Source organism: Chitinimonas sp. (assembly GCF_036568685.1).
In the GTDB taxonomy this organism is placed as follows: Bacteria; Pseudomonadota; Gammaproteobacteria; order Burkholderiales; family Chitinimonadaceae; genus Chitinimonas.
This window is the reverse complement of the sequence record NZ_DATCSC010000074.1, coordinates 52758-68916: the sequence shown is the minus strand read 5'-3', so window position 1 is coordinate 68916 and position 16159 is coordinate 52758. Positions and strand designations below refer to the sequence as shown.

Annotated in this window: 13 protein-coding genes; 11 read left to right on the top strand and 2 right to left on the bottom strand. The window is 61.6% G+C overall.

Features of this window, described 5'->3' with window-relative positions; genetic code table 11:
- The 9 genes from VIM95_RS11840 to gap form a co-directional block, all read left to right on the top strand.
- A partial coding sequence (locus tag VIM95_RS11840) for an alpha-glucosidase (RefSeq protein ID WP_331985896.1) occupies positions 1 to 1617 on the top strand: 1617 nt, incomplete at its 5' end.
- Positions 1618 to 1721: 104 nt separating this feature from the next.
- On the top strand, positions 1722 to 2810 hold the full coding sequence (locus VIM95_RS11835) for a sn-glycerol-3-phosphate ABC transporter ATP-binding protein UgpC (RefSeq protein WP_331985894.1): 1089 nt from the start codon (positions 1722 to 1724) through the stop codon (positions 2808 to 2810).
- Between the two features lie 84 nt (positions 2811 to 2894).
- Positions 2895 to 4073 (top strand): maltose/maltodextrin ABC transporter substrate-binding protein MalE, encoded by a 1179-nt coding sequence (malE, locus tag VIM95_RS11830; RefSeq protein ID WP_331985892.1) that lies wholly within the window; start codon positions 2895 to 2897, stop codon positions 4071 to 4073.
- A 112-nt stretch (positions 4074 to 4185) separates the two neighbouring features.
- The gene (malF, locus tag VIM95_RS11825; RefSeq protein WP_331985890.1) at positions 4186 to 5712 is read left to right on the top strand and encodes a maltose ABC transporter permease MalF; all 1527 of its coding nucleotides are present in this window, start codon (positions 4186 to 4188) and stop codon (positions 5710 to 5712) included.
- A gap of 10 nt (positions 5713 to 5722) precedes the next feature.
- Complete coding sequence (gene malG / locus VIM95_RS11820) at positions 5723 to 6625, top strand: maltose ABC transporter permease MalG (protein WP_331985888.1); 903 nt, start codon at positions 5723 to 5725, stop codon at positions 6623 to 6625.
- Between the two features lie 32 nt (positions 6626 to 6657).
- Entirely contained in the window at positions 6658 to 7092 is a 435-nt protein-coding gene (locus VIM95_RS11815) for a pullulanase-associated domain-containing protein (protein WP_331985886.1), read from the top strand.
- A gap of 70 nt (positions 7093 to 7162) precedes the next feature.
- Positions 7163 to 8881: an alpha-amylase family glycosyl hydrolase gene (locus VIM95_RS11810; RefSeq protein WP_331985884.1), complete on the top strand. Its 1719-nt coding sequence runs from the start codon at positions 7163 to 7165 to the stop codon at positions 8879 to 8881.
- Positions 8882 to 8936: 55 nt separating this feature from the next.
- Entirely contained in the window at positions 8937 to 9809 is an 873-nt protein-coding gene (locus VIM95_RS11805) for an aldo/keto reductase (RefSeq protein WP_331985882.1), read from the top strand.
- A 130-nt stretch (positions 9810 to 9939) separates the two neighbouring features.
- Entirely contained in the window at positions 9940 to 10953 is a 1014-nt protein-coding gene (gene gap / locus VIM95_RS11800; protein ID WP_331985880.1) for a type I glyceraldehyde-3-phosphate dehydrogenase, read from the top strand.
- A gap of 67 nt (positions 10954 to 11020) precedes the next feature.
- Here the strand turns inward: gap and VIM95_RS11795 are convergent, their stop codons facing one another.
- Positions 11021 to 11149, bottom strand: coding sequence for a hypothetical protein (locus tag VIM95_RS11795; RefSeq protein ID WP_331985878.1), 129 nt, complete (start codon positions 11147 to 11149; stop codon positions 11021 to 11023).
- A gap of 66 nt (positions 11150 to 11215) precedes the next feature.
- On the opposite strand from VIM95_RS11795, the gene VIM95_RS11790 reads away from it, so the two are divergent.
- Positions 11216 to 13039, top strand: a complete 1824-nt coding sequence (locus VIM95_RS11790; protein WP_331985876.1) for an ABC transporter ATP-binding protein/permease — start codon at positions 11216 to 11218, stop codon at positions 13037 to 13039.
- A gap of 94 nt (positions 13040 to 13133) precedes the next feature.
- Here VIM95_RS11790 and VIM95_RS11785 read toward each other — a convergent pair whose 3' ends face one another.
- Positions 13134 to 15167: a hypothetical protein gene (locus tag VIM95_RS11785; RefSeq protein ID WP_331985874.1), complete on the bottom strand. Its 2034-nt coding sequence runs from the start codon at positions 15165 to 15167 to the stop codon at positions 13134 to 13136.
- A gap of 347 nt (positions 15168 to 15514) precedes the next feature.
- On the opposite strand from VIM95_RS11785, the gene VIM95_RS11780 reads away from it, so the two are divergent.
- Positions 15515 to 16123 (top strand): TetR/AcrR family transcriptional regulator, encoded by a 609-nt coding sequence (locus VIM95_RS11780; RefSeq protein ID WP_331985872.1) that lies wholly within the window; start codon positions 15515 to 15517, stop codon positions 16121 to 16123.
- The last annotated feature ends 36 nt before the right edge of the window (positions 16124 to 16159 follow it).

Sequence of the window (16159 nt, the reverse complement as noted above, 5' to 3'; positions counted from 1 at the left end):
GGTGGCGTCATCTATCAGATTTATCCCCGTAGCTTTGCAGACAGCAACGGTGACGGCGTAGGCGATCTGGCCGGCATCTGCGAGAAGTTGCCCTATGTGGCCAGCCTGGGCGTCGACGCCATCTGGATCTCGCCCATCTTCAAGTCGCCCATGAAGGACTTTGGCTACGACGTCAGCGACTATTGCGACGTCGATCCGCTGTTCGGGGATCTGGCCGGCTTCGACAAGCTCGTTGCGCAGGCCCATAAGCTGGGTCTCAAGGTAATGATCGACCAGGTGCTGAGCCACTGCTCGGACCAGCACCCCTGGTTCAAGGCCAGCCGCCAGAGCCGCGACAATCCCAAGGCCGACTGGTATGTCTGGGCCGACCCGCAGGCAGATGGCAGCCCGCCCAACAACTGGCTGTCGGTATTCGGCGGCTCTTCTTGGCAATGGGAATCTCGTCGTCGTCAGTACTACCTGCACAACTTCCTCAGCAGCCAGCCGGACCTGAACTTCCATAACCCGGAAGTGCAGGATGCCATGCTCGACTCGATCCGCTTCTGGCTGGAGCGCGGCGTGGATGGTTTCCGCTTCGATGCCTGCAATTTCCACTTTCACGACCGCAAGCTGCGCAGCAACCCGCCCGCTACGGTGCGCGACAGCAAGACGGTGAGTGCCGACAATCCCTATGGCTTGCAGGCCCACAAGTACGACAAGTCCCAACCCGAGAACATCGCCTTCCTGCAGCGTGTGCGCGCATTGCTCGATGAATATGGCGCTGCCTCGGTAGGGGAGGTGGGTGATGACAATTCGCTCAAGCTCATGGCCCGCTACACCTCGGCTGGCGACAAGCTGCACATGGCCTACAGCTTCAATCTGTTGACGCCGGATGGCTCTGCCGCCCATATCCGCCAACAGGTGGAGGAGCTGGAAGCGGCCCTGCACAAGACCGGCAAGAAAGAGGGCGGCGAGGGTTGGGGTTGCTGGAGCATAGGTAACCACGACGTGGCCCGGGTGGTCAGCCGCTGGGGCAAGGGCGAGACTGACCCGCAGTACGCCAAGGTGCTATTGGCCATGTCGGCCAGCCTGCGTGGCAGCCTTTGTATCTACCAGGGCGAGGAGCTGGGACTGACCGAGGCCGACATTCCCTTTGAGCAGCTCCAGGACCCTTACGGCATCACCTTCTGGCCGGAATTCAAAGGGCGCGATGGCTGCCGTACACCTATGCCCTGGCAGGCAAAGACCAAGCATGGCGGCTTCTCCACGGCCAAGCCTTGGTTGCCGGTACCCAAGGAGCACTTGGCGCAGGCGGTCGATACCCAAGATGGCAAGGCCGGGTCGATACTCGGTTTCTACCGGCAGTTCCTGGCCTGGCGTAGGCATCAGCCGCTGCTGGTCGGTGGCGATATCCAGTTTCATGACGCCCCTGAGCCGGCGCTGCTGTTCACCCGTAGCCTGGGCAAGGAGCGCTGGTTGTGTGCCTTCAACCTCGGCAAGGCCCCGGTAAGCCTCAAGCTGCCCAAGAAATTGCGCGGCTTGAGTCTGCTGGATGGTCACGGCCTCGAGGGCGGCAGCCTGAAGGGTGACACGCTGGCGCTGGCCAGCTACGGCGGCATCTTCGCCCGGCTCGACTAAGCTGGGGATGGCCTGGTGCCATCTATCCGCCACTCAATATGAATTGATCGAATGCTGGAGCCGGCCTTGCCGGTCCGGCAGCAAAGCGTCAGGAGCACAGTTACATGTCCGAAGTTGTCTTGCGTGGCATCCGCAAATCGTTTGGGGATATCGAGACCCTGCATGGGATCGACCTCGACATCAAGGACGGCGAGTTTGTCGTCTTCGTCGGCCCCTCGGGCTGCGGAAAATCGACCCTGCTGCGCACTATCGCCGGCCTTGAGGACATCACCGCCGGTGATCTGATGATTGGTGGGGAACGTTGCAACGACGTGCCGCCGGCCAAGCGCGGCGTGGCCATGGTGTTCCAGTCCTATGCGCTCTATCCGCATATGACGGTGGCCGAGAACATGGCTTTCGGCCTCAAGCTCGCCGGTGTCGACAAGAAGGAAATGGCCACTGCAGTCGATCGGGCCGCCAAGATCCTGCAGATCGAACACCTGCTGGAGCGTAAGCCCAAAGCCCTCTCCGGTGGCCAGCGGCAGCGTGTGGCCATCGGCCGCGCCATTGTCCGCAAGCCCAATGTCTTTCTGTTCGACGAGCCACTCTCCAACCTGGATGCCGCCTTGCGCGTGCAGACCCGCCGTGAGATCACCAAGCTACATCGTGAACTCAACACCACCATGATCTACGTCACCCACGATCAGGTCGAGGCAATGACGCTGGCCGACCGTATCGTGGTGCTCAATGCCGGCAATGTGGAGCAAGTGGGTTCGCCGCTCGAGCTCTATCACCACCCTCGCAATCTCTTCGTCGCCGGCTTTATCGGCTCGCCCAAGATGAACTTCATCGAGGCCAAGCTCACGGCGGTGGGCCAGGGCGTGGCAAGCGCCCAGTTGCCGGACGGCAGCAGTGTTGAAGTGGCGGTGGACGCCAGCGGTGCCCAGATAGGCAGCAAGGTGACCCTGGGCATCCGCCCCGAGCACTTTGTGTTCGACCAGTCTGACAACGCCGTGCAAGGCCAGGTTGCTGCGGCTGAGCACCTTGGCGAAGCCACCATGTTCTACGTCCAGTTGCCCGGTGTTGCCGAGCAACTGGTGATCCGAGCCGACGCGGAGCACGGCGCTTCTGCCGGCCAGACCATCAGCATCGGCCTGCCGCGCGGCCGTTGTCACCTGTTTAACGAAGCTGGGATTGCCTTCCAGCGGGTTTAAAAAATACTCGCAGCCCAATAAGCGAGCATAAGCAGTACCCAGTCAGAAGTAGTTGGACCAAACCACAATATGAATGGAGTGATCATGACCCTGAACAAAACCCTGATTGCAGCGCTCGTGGCTTCCAGCTTCGGCGTTGCGCACGCTGCCGAAGCCGGCAAGCTGCTGCTGTGGATCAACGGTGACAAAGGCTACAAGGGCGTCCAGCAGGTAGGCGACGAGTTTGCCAAGAAGTCTGGCGTGGCCGTGACCGTGGAACACCCGGAAGACGCTACCGGCAAATTCCAGCAAGCTGCTGCCGCTGGCAAGGGCCCGGACATCTTCTGCTGGCCGCATGACCGTGCTGGCGAATGGGTAGGTGCTGGCCTGCTGCAACCCATCACCCCGTCCAAGAAGATCCGCGACGAGATCGACCCGCTGGCCTGGAAGGCTTTCAACATCGGTGGCAAGACCTGGGGCTACCCGCTGTCTATCGAAGCCGTGGCGCTGGTCTACAACAAGGACCTGGTTCCCAACCCGCCCAAGACCTTCGAAGAAATCGCTGCCCTCGACAAGAAGCTGTCGGCCAGCGGCAAGAAGGCCATTCTGTGGGACTACACCAACACCTACTTCACCTGGCCGCTGCTCGCTGCCGGCGGTGCCTACCCGTTCAAGCTCAAGGCTGACGGCAACTACGACCCGACCGATACCGGCGTGAACAACGCGGGCGCCCTGAAGGGCGTGGAAACCCTCAAGGGCCTGATCGACAAGGGTGTGATGCCCAAGGGTGCCGGCTACGCCGAAATGGAAGCCGGCATGGCTAAGGGCACCATCGCCATGATGATCAACGGCCCCTGGTCCTGGGACAACCTCAAGAACGCCAAGATCAACTTCGGCGTGGCGCCTATCCCCAGCGTAGGCGGCAAGAAGGCTGCACCGTTCGTGGGCGTGCTGGGTTGCATGATCAACCGTGCCTCGCCGAACAAGGAAGTGGCCGTCGACTTCATCGAAAACCACCTGCTGTCCGTCAATGGCCTGAAGACCGTGAACGCCGATGTACCGCTGGGCACCCCGGCCAACAAGGCCTTCTTCAAGGAGCTGGCTGGCGACGTGAACATCAAGGCCACCATGGCTTCCGCCCAGGCCGGCAACCCCATGCCGAACAACCCTGAAATGGGTCGTTTCTGGTCCTCGATGGCTTCTGCGCTGCAGAACATCACCGGCGGCCGCCAGTCGGTCAAGGAAGGCCTGGATGCCGCTGCCAAGCGCGTGAAGGGTGAGTAATCAGGTCTCTGGCGCAAGCCTTTGAGCTGATCGGGACCTCCCGCAAGGGAGGTCTTTGGTGAACGGGCTGCCCGCAGCCCGCTCACCAAAGATAAACGGAGTGTAAATAAGCATGGTGCGCACGCTGGAACATTGGTTGTTGCGCCTGGTGGCAGGTCTGCTTCTGCTCGCCGGGTTGTTCCTGACCTTCAAGATCTATATCGCCGGCCAACCGCTGGTGGCCTTGGCCTGCCTGGGTATTCTGGCCGCAGGGACTTTCGTCTACACCTCGGGCAAGGCCTATGCCTATCGCTACCTCTTCCCTGGGGTATTGACGGTCCTCGTCTTTGTGGTCTTCCCCCTGGCGTACACCTTCAGCATCGGTTTCACCAACTACAGCTCGCGTAACCTGCTCGAATATGACCGGGCGCGCCAGTATTTCCTCGACGAGACCTATGTCGTCGACGGTGAGAGCTACGCTTTCACGCTGCATGCCGACGGCCCGGCCTTCCGGGTCCGTCTGGAGAGCGAGCATGGCGACATCTTTGTCACCGATCCCTTGGCCCTTCAGAATGCCGTGCCGCTGACCGTTAAAGTAAAGCGCCAGGAGGCGGCTGACGCGCCGCTGAGCGAACCGGCCGATACCAAGACCCTGATCGCCAACCTCAAGGCGCTCAAGCTCCTGTCGGTGACCTTGCCCAGCGGCCAGATCGTCAGCGCTTCCGGTTTGCGCGAGTTCGCACCGGTGCGCAAACTCTATCTGGCCCAGCCAGACGGCTCGCTCAAGAACGAGCAGGACGGCTCCCTGATCAAGCCCAATATGGCCACAGGCTTCTTTGAGACCAGCACGGGCGAGGCTTTGCAACCCGGCTTCAAGGTTGGCGTGGGCTGGAGTAACTTCACCCGCATCTTTACCGACAAGGCCTTCAGCGAGCCTTTCGTACGCATCTTTGGCTGGACCGTGGTATTCGCCGGCCTGACCGTGCTGTTCGCCTTCTCGGTGGGCATCGTGCTGGCGGTCTTGATGAGCTGGGAAGCACTGCGTTTTCGCAAGGTATACAGCGTGCTGCTGTTCCTGCCCTATGCCGTGCCGGGCTTTATTTCCATCCTGGTGTTCAAGGGCTTGTTCAGCGAGAACGCCGGTGAGATCAACCTGATTCTGCAGGGCCTCTTTGGCATCAAGCCACACTGGTTCACCGACCCCTTCCTTGCCAAGGTCATGCTGCTGATCGTCAATACCTGGCTGGGCTTCCCCTACATGATGTTGCTCAGCATGGGCCTCATCAAGGCGATCCCGTCTGACCTTTACGAAGCCTCAGCGATCGCCGGTGCCGGTCCGCTGACCAATTTCTTCAAGATCACCTTGCCCTTGATCGCCAAACCGATCACGCCGTTGTTGATCTCGGCCTTTGCCTTCAACTTCAATAACTTTGTGTTGATTGCGCTGTTGACCAATGGTCGCCCGGACTTCCTCGATACCAAGGTGCCGGCAGGGACGACCGACCTCTTGGTCTCCTACACCTATCGCATCGCCTTCCAGGATTCCGGCCAGAACTTCGGGCTTGCCGCAGCCATTTCCACGGTGGTGTTCCTGATGGTCGCTGTCCTGTCGATCATCAATCTGCGGCTCACCAAGGTGAACCAGGTAGAAGTGCGCTAAGGAGCCCCTCATGGCCATTGTTCTCGACAAATCCCACCGCTGGCGTGTTGTTGCCGCCCATGTTGGCCTGATTACCTTTATCGCGCTGACCATGTTCCCCTTCCTGATGATCCTGGCGATCAGCATCCGGCCTGGCAACTTCGCCACCGCAGGCAGCCTGGCTGACCTGATCCCGCGCGAGATCAGCCTGGAGCACTGGAAGCTCGCCCTGGGCATCCCCTATCAGGCGGCTGACGGCCGGCTGGTGAAGCCGGAATACCCGGTGCTGCTGTGGCTGTGGAACTCGATCAAGATCGCCGCCATCTCCGGTGTTATCGGCCTCTTGCTGTCCACCACCTGCGCCTATGCCTTCGCCCGTATGCGCTTCCGTTTCAAGACCCAGCTGATCAACAGCCTGCTCCTGATCCAGATGTTCCCCACGGTGCTGGCCCTGGTCGCCATCTACGCCATCTTTGACCGCCTTGGCAGCTATGTACCCTGGCTGGGCATCGATACCCATGGCGGCCTGATCCTGGCCTACACCGGCGGCATCGCCCTGCATATCTGGACCATCAAGGGGTACTACGACACGATCCCGGTGGAGATTGAAGAAGCCGCCAAGGTGGATGGCGCCACGCCATTCCAGGCCTTCCGCTATGTGCTGTTGCCCATGGCGGTGCCCATTCTGATGGTGGTGTTCCTGCTGGCCTTTATTCAGGGCATCAATGAATACCCGATCGCCTCGGTACTGCTCAAGCAGCAGGAGCAACTGACGATCGCCGTGGGCATCAAGATGTTCCTGTACGACCAGAAATACTTCTGGGGTGATTTCGCCGCGGCGGCCATCCTCTCCGGCCTGCCGATCTCGGTGGTGTTCCTGCTGGCGCAGCGCTGGATGACGTCCGGCCTGACCGCCGGTGGCGTGAAGGGTTAAGCGGTCAATACAACCACAACGGAGTGAAGACGATGCCTAGCAAACGCACCTTGATCAAGACGCTGTTGGCCGGCCTGATGCTGGCGGCGCTGCCGGCATTTGCCGATGCGCCGCCCGAAGGCATGGTCGACCTGCACTACCACCGCCCCGACGGAGCCTACGAGAAGTGGGGCCTGCATGCCTGGAAGCGGGCACCGGGCGCCAGCGACCAGCCGCTGGACGGGGTGGGTTGGTTCAACCCCCTGCCGCCGACCGGTAAGGATGACTTCGGTGTCTACTGGCGCCTGTCCATCAAGGACTTCGGCAGCACCGCCACGGTGAACTACATCATCCACAAGGGCGACTCCAAGGAGCAGAAGGGCAAGGATATGGCCTTCGATACCAAGGAGTACAAGGAAGCCTGGGTGATATCGGGCGACGCCAATATCTACAAGAGCAAGGAAGAAGCGCTGGCTGCCGTCAAATAGGCGCGTTCTTATCGCAAGGCGACAGCCCGCGGGCTGTCGCCGCCTTCAACCTCACCGGACCCTGGTTGCCGTGACAACTCGCCCCTACCTGCTTTCTCTGCTTGCCACCGCGCTGCTCGGCGCCTGCGGCAGCGTAACGTCGCAACCGGCGGTGCCTGCACAGCAGGCCACGCCTGTGCCGGGCAAGGCGGTCGAGCCGCTCAAGGCGGGCTGGGCAGCCAATCCCATTGTCTATTTCGCCATTACCGATCGCTTTCTCAATGGCAACCCGGCCAATGATGGTAGCTATGGGCGCAAAAAGGATGGCGAGAAAGAGATCGGTACCTTCCATGGTGGCGACCTCGCAGGTCTGACGGTCAAACTGAAGGAAGGCTATTTCAAGCAGCTTGGGGTCAATGCACTGTGGATAACCGCGCCCTATGAGCAGATCCATGGCTGGGTGCAGGGCGGCAAGGCGGAATTCAAGCACTATGCCTATCACGGCTACTTTGCGCTTGACTACACCATGCTCGACAAGAACATGGGCACGCCGGATGAATTGCGCGAGATGGTCGACACTGCGCACGCCCAGGGTATCCGGGTGTTGTTTGACGTGGTGATGAACCACCCAGGCTACCTGGATATCGAGACTGCCCAGCAGCTGGACATCCCGGTGCTCTGGAAGGGCGCTGCCACGCAGTACACCCTCAAGGACTACCACGGCTGGATAGACTACAACGCCGACAAGCAGAAATGGGCGCAGTGGTGGGGTGGCGACTGGGTGCGTGCAGGCTTGCCTGGCTATCGTGAGGGCGGCCAGGATGACCTGACCAAGCAATTGGCCTATCTGCCGGATTTCCGCACCGAAAGTACCAATCCGGTAGGGCTGCCTCCCTTCCTGAAGCGTAAGCCCGATACCCATGCGGTTGAGTTGCCCAACACCACCGTGCGCGGTTACCTGGTGCAGTGGCTGAGCGATTGGGTAAAGGAGTACGGCATCGACGGCTTCCGCTGCGACACTGCCAAGCATGTGGAGCTGGCCAGCTGGCAGGCGCTCAAGGAGGCAGGTACCACCGCACTGGCCGACTGGAAAGCCCGCAACCCCGGCAAGAAGATCGACGACGCACCATTCTGGATGGTGGGCGAGGTCTTCCCGCACGGTGTGGAGCGTGATGCCTATTTCGACAATGGCTTTGACAGCCTGCTCAATTTTGACCTGCAGGACAGCAAGCTGGGCGACATGGCCGCGCTCAATGACCTGTACGCCGGCTATGCCCATCGTCTCGCCGATGGCAGTGCTGGGGGCAAGGCCTTTGACGTGTTGTCCTATATCTCCTCGCACGATACCCGGCTCTACCGCCGCGATCGTTTGATCGAGGCTGGTACCGCACTCTTGTTGGCGCCAGGTGGCGTACAGATCTACTACGGAGACGAGAGCGCCCGGCCCGACGGCCCAGCCAGCGCGGGAGATCCGCAGCAGGCCACCCGCTCGGACATGAACTGGAGCAGTATCAACCCGGTCGTATTGTTGCACTGGCAGAAGCTGGGGCAGTTCCGGGCTCGCCACATCGCCTTGGCGCGCGGCAAGCACCAGAAGCTGGCTGATCAGCCTTATGTCTTCAGCCGTGTGTACGGTACTGACCGCATCGTCGCCATACCGCAGGCTCAAGGTGCGGTATCAGTGCCGGTAGCCGGTGTATTCAAGGATGGCGAAACGGTGCGCGATGCGTACAGCGGCGCCAGCGGCAAGGTGGCTGGCGGCATCTTCAAGCTGGAGGCAGCCGGCACGGTATTGCTGGAAGCCCTGTAGGCGGGTAGGGCGGCCTTGGCCGCTCCCTATGAGCAACAAACAAGGAAGCAATGTAGTGAGCAAGGAATTTTCCCGTCTGATCCTTGGTATCTGGCGCATTGGCGACTGGAATATGAGCCCCGCCGAAGTGGCTGGCCTGGTGGAAGGTTGCCTGGAGCTGGGTATCGATACCTTCGATCTGGCCGACATCTACACCGGTTACCAATGCGAAGGTCTATTCGGCAAGGCGTTGGCCGCCAACCCAGACCTCAAGTCGAAGATCAGGCTGATCTCCAAGTGCGGCATTGCACTGGTGACCGAAGCGCGCCCGCAGCACCGGGTCAAGCACTACAACACCAGCCGCGAACACATCGTCGCCTCGGCTGAAAACTCCCTGCGCCAGATGGGGGTGGATAAGCTCGACCTCTTGCTGATCCACCGGCCGGACCCGCTGATGGACGCTGACGAGATCGCGGAAGCCTTCGGCGCCCTCAAACGCGCCGGCAAGGTCGATCGCTTTGGTGTGTCGAACTTCCTGCCACACCAGTTCGAGCTTTTGCAGAGCCGGCTGGACGAGCCCTTGGTCGCCAACCAGGTGGAGGTCTCGCTGCTGCACACCGACACCCTGTTCGACGGTACCTTGGACCAGTGCCAGCGCCTGCACGTTGCACCGCAAGCCTGGTCGCCGCTGGGTGGGGGACGCTTGTCGAACGAGCCGGCCGATACGCCGCTGGGCCAGGTGTTGGACCGGTTGGGCGAGGAACTCAAGCTGACGCGTGAACAGCTGGCCATTGCCTGGTTGCTGCGTCACCCGGCCGGCATCCACCCAGTGCTGGGTACCGGCAAGATCGAGCGGGTGCGGCAACTTGTGGCTGCGCAATCGATTGCGCTCGATAGACAGCAGTGGTTTGAATTGCTGGAAGCGGCCATGGGTCGCGAGATGCCCTGATTTGATTCAAGACCCGCACCATGAGGTGCGGGTTGCACGGAGTGAAGCGGCCCGACGAGGCTGAACCGTTAACACAAGCAGAACGTCCCCACGACGTCGTAACCTTACCCAAGTGTTCAGGAGCACACCTATGACCATCCGCATCGCCATCAACGGCTACGGCCGCATCGGCCGCAATATTCTGCGCGGCTTGTATGAAAACAACCGTCGCAACGAGTTCGAGATTGTTGCCATCAACAACCTGGGTGAGATCGAGGTCAATGCCCACCTGACCGAGTACGACACCGTCCACGGCAAGTTCCGTGGCGACGTTGGCTTTGAAGGTGAGCACCTGATCGTCAATGGTGACCGCATCCGCTACCTGAGCGTGCGCGACCCGGCCCAGCTGCCCTGGAAGGACCTGAACGTCGACGTGGTGTTCGAGTGTACCGGCCTCTTCACCAGCAAGGCCAAGGCCAGCGCCCACCTGACTGCCGGTGCCAAGAAGGTGATCATTTCCGCACCGGGTGGTGAGGATGTCGATGCCACTGTGGTCTTTGGTGTGAACGAAGGCAGCCTCAAGGCTGAACACACCGTGATCTCCAACGCCAGCTGCACCACCAACTGCCTGGCACCGCTGGTGGCACCACTGCATGCCGCCCTGGGTATCGAGATGGGGCTGATGACAACGGTGCACAGCTACACCAACGACCAAGTGCTGACCGACCTGTACCACAGCGACCTGCGTCGCGCCCGTTCGGCCACCATGTCCATGATCCCGACCAAGACCGGCGCTGCCGCCGCCATCGGCCTGGTGATCCCGGAGCTGGCCGGCAAGCTCGACGGCCTGGCGGTGCGCGTGCCGACCATCAATGTCTCGCTGGTCGACCTGGTCTTCACCGCCAGCCGCGACACCTCGGTGGCCGAAGTGAACGAGATCCTCAAGAGTGCCGCTGCGGCTTCCAAGGGCGGCATCCTGACCTACAACACCAAGCCGCTGGTCTCGGTCGACTTCAACCACAACCCGGCCTCGTCGAACTTTGACGCCACCCAGACCAAGGTCAGCAACAAGCGCCTGGTCAAGGTGATGTCCTGGTACGACAACGAGTGGGGTTTCTCGAACCGCATGCTCGATACCTGCAAGGCGCTGGTCAACGCCCGCTGATCGGCAGGGCAGTGCCGGGCCCTGCAGGCCTGGTCTGCTTCACAGGGCCGGCTTATGCCGGCCTTTTCTATTGTTGCTCTTGGTCCGGCTTGTCGGCTTTGGCCGGGCTGGATTTGGGTTTGCGTGGCAGGGTCCACCAGACGATCAGTACCAGCAGCAGGCCGGCGGTGCCGGCCTCAAGTAGCAGCCATTCCATAGCAGGGGGCTTGATATCCGTTATCGAGCCGCCATCATAGCGGGATACGCTTCCCGATTGCGCACCATGCCCCACTCTTCTTCGAGCACCAGCCCGACGCCAACGTCTGCCCGCCAGACCCGTAGCGACTGGCAGACGCTGCTTACCCTGTTTCCCTATCTCTGGCGCTATAAGGGACGGGTGGTATTGGCACTGTCCTGCCTCGCGCTGGCCAAGCTCGCCAACGTCTCGGTGCCACTGTTGCTCAAGAGCGTGGTGGATCAACTGAGCCACCGTACCGATGCCCTGATCGCCGTACCGGCTGGCCTGATCGTAGGCTATGGCCTGTTGCGCCTGGCCTCGACCGCTTTTGGCGAGTTGCGCGACGCGGTGTTCTCCAAGGTGGCGCAAGGTGCCATCCGGCGGGTAGCACTGGAGACTTTTGAGCACCTGCACCGCCTGAGCCTACGCTTTCACCTCAACCGGCAGACCGGGGGCGTTACCCGTGATATCGAGCGCGGCACGCGTGGCATCGGCTCGCTGCTGAGCTTCATGTTGTTCAATATCCTGCCTACGCTGCTGGAGATCGCCTTGGTCACCGGCATCCTGGTCACCCTGTACGACTGGCGCTTTGCCGTTGTGACCCTGGCCACCATTGCGGTCTACGCGGTCTTCACTATCGGGGTGACCGAGTGGCGTACCAAGACCCGCCGGGCAATGAACGAGCTCGACTCCAAGGCCAACGTCAAGGCCGTGGATTCGCTGCTCAACTACGAGACGGTCAAGTATTTCGGCAATGAGCGTTACGAGGCGGACCGCTACGACGAATCCCTGCTGCGCTGGGAAAAGGCAGCCATACGCAATGAGATCTCCATCGGCCTGCTCAACAGCGGGCAGAGCGCGATCATTGCCTGCGGGGTGACGGGTCTCGTATGGCTGGCTGCCGATGGCGTGGCCAAGGGCACCATGACCTTGGGCGACCTGGTTGCGGTCAATGCCTTCCTGATCCAGCTCTACGCGCCGCTCAATTTCCTGGGCATGGCCTACCGCGAGATCAAACAGGCTCTGACCGATATGGAAAAGATGTTTGGCTTGCTGCACGAGCATGCCGAAGTTAGCGATGCCGCCGATGCGGTGCCGCTGGCCACCACGGCTGCAACCGTGCGCTTCGAGCAGGTGGATTTCGCCTACGAGACCAAGCGGCAAATTCTACAGGGGGTGGACTTCACCATCCCGGCCGGCAACACCTTGGCGGTGGTAGGCAGCTCCGGTGCCGGCAAGAGCACGCTGTCGCGCTTGCTGTTCCGCTTCTACGATGTCAGCGGTGGCGCCATACGGATCAACGGCCAGGATGTGCGCAGCCTCAGCCAGGCCAGCCTGCGCGCGCATATCGGCATCGTTCCGCAGGATACGGTGCTATTCAACGACAGCATCTACTACAACATCGCCTACGGCCGGCCAGGAGCCAGCCGCGAGGAGGTGATCGAAGCCGCCCGCTCGGCCCATATCCTCGACTTTATCGAGCGGCTGCCGGACGGCTGGGAGACGACGGTCGGTGAGCGGGGGCTGAAGCTTTCGGGCGGGGAGAAGCAACGGGTCGCCATCGCCCGCACCATACTCAAGAACCCGCCCATCCTGATCTTCGACGAAGCCACCTCGGCCCTGGATTCCAAGACCGAGCGCGGCATTCAGGCTGAATTGGCGGCCATTTCGGCCAATCGCACCACCCTGGTGATCGCCCACCGCCTCTCCACTATCGTCGATGCCGACGAGATCCTGGTCATGGAACAGGGCAGGGTGGTCGAACGCGGCAGCCATCGTGACCTGCTTGCCCTGGGCGGCAATTACGCCCGCATGTGGGCGCTGCAGCAAAGCGAATCCGAGCGCGAGGCTGAACTGGCCGCGGACTGATTGCGCTGCTTTACCTCGGCTTTCTCTTTGCGGGGATTTCTGAGCGCCTGCGCGGCACTCGCGATTTACTCGCTGACAACCAAATTCTCGACGCTCACGACGGTGAGGTCAGCCGCACCAGTAGATCGGCCGCCGCCAGCTTTTCCTCCTGATTGCCGTGCATCAGTATGTCTTCCAGGATCGCTGCACCCGCTTCACGGTCGCCACTGGCGATCAGGCGGCGGGCTTGCTCCATCGGGCTGGCTGGCGCTGCGTCGGCCGCCTTGGCTGCATCGGCTTGGTTGTCGGTAACGCCAGGGATATCGATCAGATCGAGGTGCTCCGGCTTGCCGACGGCCGTGATGGAGCGGTCCAATTCGAACGCCAGCGGTTCGGCCAGATGCTCGCGCGAGGGCGACGGTGCCGCCGCGATGCCGGCGTCCAGGACACTGTTGAAATCGTCATTGCCGTGGCCGAAGGCAGTCTGCTGGAGGTCGAACAAGGGCTCATCGGGCAACAATACCAGGCCCATCTGCCTGACCTTTTCCCATAGCGCCTCGCTGGCGAAACGCTGGCGAAAGTCGCGCGCCAGCGACAGGAAGCGTTCGGCGTCACGGTGGCTGTGGAGCAACTCCAGCAGCTGCATCCAGTTCACTACACTGGTTGGATAGGTCTGTATTTCGTCTTCCAGCATCGCGATGGCCCGATCGTACTGGCCATGGGCCGCCAGCACCGCTGCTTCGCTTGCGGCGCTGTTGAGTATGAAGACGTCCATGTCCGATTCCTGCGGCGAATGCCCAGGCGTGTCGAAGTGGGTCGGGGAGGCCGCCATCGCGCGCACGCCTTGGGGTGTTCCCGGCATTTCCACTGGCGGCTCGACGATGGTCTGCTGGTGCCAGGGCAAGGCTTCCTGCTCGTCGTTCAGCGCGGCGGCGATGGTGGCGGCTTGGGTCTGGACAGCGGCGCGGCGCTTGCCGATGCTTCCCAGCAGCCAAGCCAACCCACCGGCCAGGCCTGCGCCCAGTAGAGCGGCCAGCGCCAGCCCCTTCCACTCGGAGCGGTTTTGCTCCTGCGAGGCCGCGGCGCGTGCAGCGTCCCGACGCAGCATTTCGCCATCCAGCCAAGCCAGGCGCTTTTCCAGCTTGTCGATCCGGTTCTGCGCCTCATGCAGACGCGCCAGCTGCTCGGCAGCCTGGTCCATCAGCTCATGTTCGTGCGTCTTGAGTGCCTCAAGTTCACTGGTGCCACTAGCGCCGCTGGCGCTGGCCGGCGCTTCCGGCGCAATGGTACCTGAGAGCTTGAGCGAACCTTGGGGGGCGGGTGCCGTCGGCTGGACGGTTGCGCTGCTGGCCGGCACCGGCGTAGGGAGCTGTGCGGCTGCCGGTACCGGCTTGGTCGCGGGTTTGGTGGTGGTTTTGGGAGCGGCAAGTTTTTCCGGCAGGCGTAGCGGTACGCCGTCGACCAACGGTTCCTTGCTACGCAGCGGAAGCTGGGGGTTGAGCTGCCGCAGCTGCCGTATCAAGGTGCGCTGGGCGTTCTGCTGCCCTGGATAGATCTGGGCGGCGATCGAAGCGTAGCTGTCGCCGGACTTGCTGACCCACTGTCCGCCATAGGCGGTCAGCGGATTGTCGCCGTCGGCCCGGGACGATGCACCGTTCCGCGCCATGGCAGACGGTACGCTGCCGCCCATCACCGGCACCTCGTTACTGCTCCGCGCGAGCGGTGGGGCGACGTCCAGCGGGACGGCGCGATCCTGCGGCGGGTCGAACAGGAATACGTAGTCGCGACGCACCTCGCCGCCGTCGATACAGCGCAAGCGCAGCGATAGCTTGGCGATGGGTTCGTTGAGCGTGCCGTCGCTATTGATCAGCAGCCAGCCACCGCCACCTTTGTCCGCGCTGAACTCGATGAAGGCGCGGCGCAGGTAGCCGTCATCACCACCGTCGTAGATATTGGCCGAAATGCATTCTCGCCCTAGCGCTTCGTCGGCGTGGGCATTGATGCGGACACGGGCATCCAGGGACTGGCCTATCCGGGAGTTCACCTGGAGCTGGCCCAGCGTTGCACCGAGGGCTGGTTGCCACAGCAACGCCCCCATGATCATCAAAGCCGGCGATCCAATCTTGCTGCTGGATAGTCGATAGGACATGCGGTGCCTCTAATGCTTGGGTGACCTGCCACCTGGCGCCTCTAGCCATGCAGCGAGGTCTTTGAAATCGCTTTGCAGTTATAGGTGCAGCGTGCCTTGCCGGCCCTGCTTTATTTGTTGTCCTGCCTGTTGCTGGGAGTGTAGGTAAAAACGGTGCTCATCGGTATGGTCCTGGGGGTGTTGTCTGCTTTTTGTTTAGGTGATTTCTAAGAAAAATGCGCTAAACCCTGGTTTTTTTGAGTTTTTGTATGACGTTGTGTTGTACGTTCATCGCGCGGCACTTGATTTAAGATCGAACGATCGTGCTATTATTGGATCGTCGACGGTAGCCGCAGAGATACGGTGCAATGGCACGATCCATCAGCAAGGGTGAAGCCACCCGCGAAGCCATACTCGAGGCCGGCCTGTCGTTGGCGCGAGAGGTGGGGCTGTCTGCCTTGACCATAGGCGAGTTGGCTGAGCGGGTTGGCATGTCCAAGAGCGGGCTGTTTGCCCACTTTGGCGCCAAGGAGGAATTGCAGCTGGGGGTATTGCGTGCCGCCCAGCAGCGCTTTGACGACGAAGTGGCGCGCCAGGCCTTCCGCGAACCGCGCGGTTTGGCGCGGATGCGGGCGTTGTTCGGGCGTTGGTTGTCCTGGACTGCGGCCCAGCCACAGGGCGGTTGTGTGATCCTGTCGGCGGCCGGGGAGTTCGACGATCGTCCAGGGGTTATCCGCGACCATCTGGCCCAGCAGCAGCGAGGCTGGTTGCAAGGCTTGGCCCGCTTGGTCGGCCAGGCCATCGAAGCGGGCGAGTTGCCTGCCGATACCGACGAGGCGCAATTTGCATTTGAGCTGTTCGGTTTGATCCTCTCATCCCACCACCATGTCCGGTTATTGTCGGACGTCGGTTTTCTGCAAGCTGCGCATGCCGGCCTGGAACGCTTGATCGGCAATCCGCCGCGGCGCCCGGGCTAAGTCCAAGCCCTGTCTTCCTATCGAGGAGTTCATCAT